A 6,982-nucleotide genomic window follows, 5' to 3' on the forward strand; every position below is an offset into this window, starting at 1 on the left:
TGATTTCCTCAGGCCGCCTGCACCGCGGCGGCGGGCAGCCGGCGCTCGGCCAGGCGGCGATAGCGGCGGTCGGCCGCGGCCAGGATGCCGCCCAGGGCCATCAGCACGCAGCCGGCCCAGATCCAGCTGATGAAGGGCTTGTAGTGGAGGCTGACGATCCAGCTGCCGTCCTCCAGCTGCTCGCCCAGCGAGACGTAGACGTCGCGGAACAGGCCGACGTCCAGGGCGGCTTCGGTCATCGGCATCTGCTGCGCCAGGTAGATGCGCTTTTCCGGCTGCAGCGTGCCGATGTCCACATCGCCGCGGAACAGTTCCAGGTTGGCACGCGCGGCGGCGAAGTTGGGGCCGGGCGCATCCTGCACGCCGCGGAACAGCAGGGTGTAGCCGGAGAACTCCACCCGCTCGCCTTCCTTCATCTTCACGTCCAGGTTGTTTTCCAGGCTGCCGACCATGGTGACGCCGATGATGAAGATGCCCACGCCCAGGTGCGCCAGCCACATGCCCCACCAGGCGGCGGGGATGGTCGCCAGCCGCGAGGCGGCGGAGGCGCCGGCGCGCTCCCTGAGGCGCGTCGCCAGCAGCTGCAGGCTGGCCAGCACCACCCAGGCGGCCAGCGCCAGGCCGAGCACGGTGCGCCAGCTCACATGGCCGACGGCGAAAGCGGTGCCCAGGCCGATCAGGATGCTGGCGACGAAGGCGGGCGCCACCCGGCGCAGCGCCGGCATCAGCTCGTCGCCCTTCCAGCGCAGGAAGGGGCCGAACATCATCAGCACCACCACCGGCGTCATCAGCGGCACGAACACCGCCTCGAAGTACGGCGGGCCGACCGACAGCTTGCCCAGGCCCAGCGCATCCAGGAACAGCGGATACAGCGTGCCCAGCAGCACCGAGGCCGACACCACCGACAGCAGCACGTTGTTGCCCAGCAGCGCGGTATCCCGCGACACGAAGGCGAAGCTGCCGCCGCCGGCCAGCTTGGGCGCGCGCCAGGCGTAGAGCAGCAGCGACACACCGATCACCGCCACCAGGAAGGCGAGGATGAAGAGGCCGCGGCGCGGGTCGGTGGCGAAGGCGTGCACGCTGGTGAGCACACCGGAGCGGACCAGGAAGGTGCCCAGCAGCGACAGCGAAAAGGCGCCGATCGCCAGCAACACCGTCCAGCTGCGGAAGGCGCCGCGCTTCTCGGTGACCGCCAGCGAGTGGATCAGCGCGGTACCCAGCAGCCAGGGCATGAAGGAGGCGTTCTCCACCGGGTCCCAGAACCACCAGCCGCCCCAGCCCAGCTCGTAATAGGCCCAGCCGGAACCGAGCGCGATGCCGGCGGTGAGGAACACCCAGGCGGCGGTAGTCCAGGGCCGCGACCAGCGCGCCCAGGCGGCATCCAGCCGGCCGGTGAGCAGCGCGGCGATGGCGAAGGCGAAGGCCACCGAGAAGCCGACGTAGCCCATGTAGAGCAGCGGCGGGTGGATGATCATGCCCGGGTCCTGCAGCAGCGGATTGAGGTCACGCCCCTCGGCCGCGCCCGGAATCAGCCGGGTGAAGGGGTTGGAGGTGACCAGCATGAAGGCGAGGAAGCCCACCGCGATCCAGCCCAGCGTGCCCAGCACGCGGGCGACGAAGGCTTCCGGCAGGTTGCGGGAGAACACCGCCACCGCCACCGTCCAAAGCGACAGCGTCAGCGCCCACAGCAGCAGCGAGCCTTCGTGACTGCCCCACACCGCGGTGATGCGGTAGATCAGCGGCGTCGCGGTGTTGGAGTGCATCGCCACGTACTCGACCGAGAAGTCGTTGACCACGAAGGCCCAGGTCAGACAGGCGAAGGAGAAGCCGGTGAACAGGAACTGGCCCAGCGCTGCCGGCCGGCCCACCGCCATCAGCGCCAGGCGGTTCCGATGCGCGCCGAGCAGGGGCACCACCGCCTGCACCAGCGCGATGACGAGGGCGAGGACGAGGGCGAAATGGCCGAGTTCGGGAATCATTGCGGGAGACTCCGGACCAGCGCTCCCGCCTGGGTGGCGGAAGGGGAATGCCGGTCCTGCTGGGGTTTCAGGAAAGAATGTGCGGGCTTACTGCTTCAGCGTAGCCGCTGCCTTGTGCGCCTCGGCCACCGCGTGCGCCGCTTCCGGCGGCATGTAGTTCTCGTCGTGCTTGGCCAGCACCTCGGAGGCGCGGAACAAACCATCCGGCCCCAGGCTGCCCTGCACCACCGCGCCCTTGCCTTCCTTGAACAGGTCGGGCAGCGAGCCCTGGTAGCTCACCGGGATCACCTTGGCGGTGTCGGTGATGGCGAAGCGCACGGTGATGCCGTCGGCGTCGCGGCGGATTGAGCCTTGCTCCACCATGCCGCCGATGCGGAAAGTCTTGCCCAGCGGCGCCTTGCCCTCGACCACCTCGGTGGGCGTGTGGAAGAACACCAGGTTCTGCTGGAAGGCGGAAAGGACCAGCGCCACTGCGGCGCCGAACAGGACGACCCCGGTACCGACCAGGATCAGGCGTTTGCTACGGGCTTTCATCTTGCGTCTCCATCGCGCCGGCTCAGGCGGCGCGCTCCTTCTTTTCCTTGCCGACGGCACGGCGCCAGCGCAACAACCGGCGCACCGTGTCCAGCCGGCGGCGGCGCACCAGGAAGAACTCCAGCGCCACCAGCGCGAAGGTGACGCCATAGCTGCCCCAGACGAAGGCCGCCGCACCACCCATGTCCCAGAAAGCGGACAGCGAATCCCACTGCATCAGCGCCCTCCTCCGGCCTTGGCGCCCTCGGCCTCCAGCACCGCGCCCACCCATTCGGTATGGCGCTCGCGCTCCAGGATCATCGGCCGCACCCGCCACAGCGTCACCGCCAGCGTGTAGGCCCAGGCGGCGAAGGCCATCACCAGCATGCCGGCGAGCATGGTCGAGGCCATCGACGGCGCCTTGGTCAGGCTCACCGAAGCGCCCTGGTGCAGGGTGTTCCACCACTTCACCGAGAAATAGATGATGGGCACGTTCACCGCGCCCACCAGCGCAATCATCGCGCCGGCGCGATCGGCACGGCGGGGATCCTCGATGGCGCGGGTCAGGGCGATGAAGCCGAGGTAAAGGAAGAGCAGCAAGAGTTGGGAGGTCAGGCGGGCATCCCACACCCAGTAGGCGCCCCAGGTCGGACGGCCCCACAGCGCGCCGGTCCACAGCGCGACGAAACAGAACATCGCCCCGGTAGGCGCCAGGGCCTGGCTCATGACGAAGGACAGGCGGGTGTTCATGACCAGCCCCACCGCCGACCAGAAGGCCATCACCAGGTAGATGAACATGGACATCCAGGCCGCCGGCACATGGATGAAGATGACCCGGTAGACCTCGCCCTGGGTGGCGTCGGTCGGCGCGACGAAGAAACCCAGCCACATGCCGGCCAGCGTCAGCAGCAGTGCAGCGGCGGCGAACCAGGGAGCAAGCCGGCCGGCCAGAGGATAGAAAGCCTGGGGCGCGGCGAAACGGAACAGGGACGCACGCGGCGCGCGCTCTGCGGCAATCATCGCGTACAGGCTCCGGCGCCGGAGGCTGCGGCAGCGCCGCAGGAAGGGAAGGTTGTTCTGTTCATTCCATCGATATACGCAAAGAGGCGGCACATGCCCAGGGGGCGAGCGCCAGCGCACCGGCGCATCCGCCGCCGAGCAGCAGCAGGTGCGCCACCGCCCCGGTTCCGGACAACTCCGCCTCCACCGCGCCGGCGCCAAAGATCAGCACCGGCACGAACAGGGGCAACACCAGCAGCGCCAGCAGCATGCCACCGCCGCGCACACCCAGCGTCAGCGCCGCTCCAACTGCGCCCAGCAGGGCGAGAATGGGCGTGCCGAGCAGCAAACTTACTACCAACACCGGCAGGGCTCCTTGCTCAAGGTCAAGCAGCAGGGCAAGCCCCGGCGCCACCACCACTACCGGCAGGCCGGTGCTCAGCCAGAAGGCGAGCACCTTGGCGCCAACCCAGACGACGGCCGGCTCACTAGACAGAAGAAGCTGCTCCAGGGTTCCATCGGCATGGTCCTGGGCAAACAGCCGGTGCATGGACAACAGGCAGGACAGCAGCACCGCCACCCACAATACGCCGGGCGCGATGGCCCGCAGCTGGTTGGGCTCCGCGCCCACGCCGAAGGGGAAGAGGCAGACGACGATGACGAAGAAGGCCAGCGTCACCAGCACGTCCGCCCGGCCGCGCCAGGCCAGCAACAGATCGCGGCGCAACACCGCGACGAAGGTGTTCAGCATGCCCAGTCCCCCAGGTCCAGCACGCGCGGCGGAACAGCGAAGGGCGCGTCCTGGTGGGTGGTGAGCAGCACTGTGCCGCCGCCGGCGCAATGGGCCGACAGGGTCTGCGCCAGTTCCGCCACCGCGTTGACGTCCAGCGCGGTGAAAGGCTCGTCCAGCACCCACAGCGGTCGTCTGGCAGCAAGGAAGAGCCGCGCCAGGCCAACCCGCCGCCGCTGGCCCTGGGACAGCACCCTCGCAGGCAGGTCCAGCTGGTTCGCCAGGCCGATGCGCGCCAGCGCCTGCTCGCAATCCTGCACCGAGACCTGATCGCCGCCCGCCTCGCAGGCGAAGCGCAGGTTTTCCAGCGGCGTCAGCATGTCGTTGAGCGCCGGGGAATGGCCGAGGTAGCACAGGGCACGGTGGAAAGCCTCGCGGACGCGCCGTATCGGCTGCCCCTGCCAGCGCACCTCGCCCGCCTCCGGCAGCGACAGGCCGGTGAGCAAACGCAGCAGGCTGGTCTTGCCCGCGCCGTTGGGACCGGCGATACGCAGCATTTCCTGCGGCGCCACGGCGAACGCCAATTCGCGGAACAGCAGGCGGTCTCCCTTCAGGCAGGCTAGATCTTCGACTTCAAGCATGGGGACGGATTGAACCACAGCGGCCGGGCATCGGCACCTACTTCCTGTGCAATATGAAGGAAACCTTACAAGGGCATGCTCTCTTGTCACCTTCCTCCGGGAAAAGCGGTGCAAGTACGGCGAAAACCAGCGTCGCCTCATGTCTGCTCCGGCCCGGAGCAGCCCGATCCGCGCCCATCTCCTTCTTCTCGCACGTTTTTTGCCTGACCGTCCTTGCCAGCGGCGCGCGGCGGACCTCCAGGCTAGGCAATCGGAATAATCCGTGCGACGTCAAATCCAGTACTTTGGTCGTAAGAAAAAGCCTTATCCGGAAATGGTCAAATGACGTATGTTTCCTGGACTTCGGACAAATTCCTCGAAGTTTTCCGTCCCGAATCCCCCCACCGTCCGACTGCTGATCCCCAGGCCGCGACGGGCCCATCGTTCCCATCGGTCGCCGCGCGCAACGCCCCCGCCGCGCCCAGCCCCGGAGCCATCGCCATGCCTACCGCCGCCGCTGTGAGCACAATGGAAACCGTGATCCCGGACGGAGAGTTCATCTACTCGCTCACCGATCTCAAGGGCAACATCCTAGAGGCGAACGACGCCTTCGCCCGCATCAGCGCCTATACCCGGGAAGAAATGATAGGGCGGCCGCACAACATGGTCCGCCACCCGGACATGCCGGCCGAAGCCTTCGCCGACATGTGGAACGACCTCAAGGCCGGGCGGCCCTGGCGCGGCCTGGTGAAGAACCGGCGCAAGGATGGCGGCTACTACTGGGTGGTGGCGAATGCCTCGCCGGTGCGGGAGAACGGCAAGGTGGTGGGCTACCAGTCGATCCGCGGCAAGCCCTCGCGGGCCGAGATCGAGGCGGCGGACGCGGCCTACAAGCGTCTGCGGGCGGGCGACCGCTGCCTGATGGTGTGGCACGGCCGGGTCGTGCGCAGGCGTCCGGAATGGCTGGCGCGGCTGTGTTCGGTGCGGGCGCAGACCAACTACATCGGCCTGGCCGCCCTGCTGCCGGCGCTGGTGCTGCTCGCCAGCCACAGCGGCGCCGGCGGCCTGCCGGCGACGGCCGCCGGCGCGCTGGGCGCCGTGGCGCTGCTGTACGCGCTCTATTTCCTGCTGGTCTACGGCCCTCGTCTCAACCGCGACCTCGGCGCCACCGCCGACTGGCTGGACGACGTGCTGTGCACCGGCGACCTGCGCAGCCGCCACGGCCTGGACCGGCGCGACGTGATCGGTGCCATCTCGCGCCGGGCGGACAAGGTGGTGTCCTCGCTGCAGGCCACGCTGCAGGGCATGTCGGAAGTCGCCCAGCAGGTGGAAGGCGCAACCAACCGCGTCGGCACCGGCGTGCGCGAGGTGCGCAGCGCCGCGCAGACCCAGCGTGTCGCCGCCACCTCGGCCGGCGCGGCCATCGAAGTGGTGGGCAGCGCCATTGCCGAGGTTGCCACCCATGCCGACTCCACCCGCAGCGTGGCGGAGGAAACCAGCCGGGTGTCGGACGAAGGCGCCCGCATCACCCGCGACGCCAGCGCCAACATCCAGTCCCTGGCCGACCGCGTGCGCGCCTCGGCGGAACAGCTGGAATCGCTGGGCAAGCGTTCGGACGAGATTGGCCGCGTCACCGGCGTGATCCGCGAAATTGCCGAGCAGACCAATCTGCTGGCGCTCAACGCCGCCATCGAGGCCGCGCGCGCCGGCGAGCAGGGCCGCGGCTTCGCGGTGGTGGCGGACGAAGTACGCAAGCTGGCCGAGCGCACCGGCCAGGCCACCCGCGAGATCGGCGAGATGATAGAGAACGTGCGCAGCGAAACCCGCCAGGCGGTGGGCGCGATGCGCGAGGGCGCCGCCCAGGTCGGCGAGGGCGTGCAGCGCGTCAGCGCGGCGGAGGATTCGCTGCACCGGATCAACGACGAGATGGTGCGCACCATGGAGCGCGTCACCGGCATCACCCGCGCCTCCGCCGAGCAGCAGGGCGCGATGGACGAACTGGCACGCCACATCGAGGAAGTGGCGGCGATGACCGAACAGAACGTGGCGGTGGTCGGCGACGCCGAGGAGATGGTGCGCCAGCTGGACATGGTGGTGGACCGCATGCGCAAGGCGGTGGGGCAGTATGCGGTGTGAGGCGG

The 6,982-nt window shown here is 68.9% G+C and carries 7 protein-coding genes; 1 reads left to right on the forward strand and 6 read right to left on the reverse strand.

The annotated features are described in order from the left end of the window. Positions 1-8 precede the first annotated feature (8 nt). The 6 genes from GRF61_RS15780 to ccmA form a co-directional block, all read right to left on the reverse strand. On the reverse strand, positions 9-1,979 hold the full coding sequence (locus GRF61_RS15780; protein ID WP_169151588.1) for a heme lyase CcmF/NrfE family subunit: 1,971 nt from the start codon (positions 1,977-1,979) through the stop codon (positions 9-11). 87 nt (positions 1,980-2,066) lie between these two features. Then, positions 2,067-2,513: a cytochrome c maturation protein CcmE gene (gene ccmE, locus GRF61_RS15785; RefSeq protein WP_169151589.1), complete on the reverse strand. Its 447-nt coding sequence runs from the start codon at positions 2,511-2,513 to the stop codon at positions 2,067-2,069. Between the two features lie 22 nt (positions 2,514-2,535). After that, the gene (ccmD, locus tag GRF61_RS15790; protein ID WP_133594376.1) at positions 2,536-2,730 is read right to left on the reverse strand and encodes a heme exporter protein CcmD; all 195 of its coding nucleotides are present in this window, start codon (positions 2,728-2,730) and stop codon (positions 2,536-2,538) included. Beyond that, positions 2,730-3,512: a heme ABC transporter permease CcmC gene (gene ccmC, locus GRF61_RS15795; protein WP_169151590.1), complete on the reverse strand. Its 783-nt coding sequence runs from the start codon at positions 3,510-3,512 to the stop codon at positions 2,730-2,732. The genes ccmD and ccmC overlap by 1 nt, the downstream gene beginning before the upstream one ends. A 61-nt stretch (positions 3,513-3,573) precedes the next feature. Next, positions 3,574-4,242: a heme exporter protein CcmB gene (gene ccmB / locus GRF61_RS15800; protein ID WP_133594374.1), complete on the reverse strand. Its 669-nt coding sequence runs from the start codon at positions 4,240-4,242 to the stop codon at positions 3,574-3,576. Next, complete coding sequence (ccmA, locus tag GRF61_RS15805) at positions 4,236-4,862, reverse strand: cytochrome c biogenesis heme-transporting ATPase CcmA (RefSeq protein ID WP_169151591.1); 627 nt, start codon at positions 4,860-4,862, stop codon at positions 4,236-4,238. Before ccmA ends, ccmB begins: the two co-directional genes overlap by 7 nt. A gap of 480 nt (positions 4,863-5,342) precedes the next feature. Here ccmA and GRF61_RS15810 point away from each other — a divergent pair, with 480 nt between their 5' ends. Further along, complete coding sequence (locus tag GRF61_RS15810; protein WP_169151592.1) at positions 5,343-6,977, forward strand: PAS domain-containing methyl-accepting chemotaxis protein; 1,635 nt, start codon at positions 5,343-5,345, stop codon at positions 6,975-6,977. The last annotated feature ends 5 nt before the right edge of the window (positions 6,978-6,982 follow it).

It is taken from the genome of Azoarcus sp. TTM-91 (assembly GCF_012911025.1).
Classification (GTDB): Bacteria; Pseudomonadota; Gammaproteobacteria; order Burkholderiales; family Rhodocyclaceae; genus Azoarcus.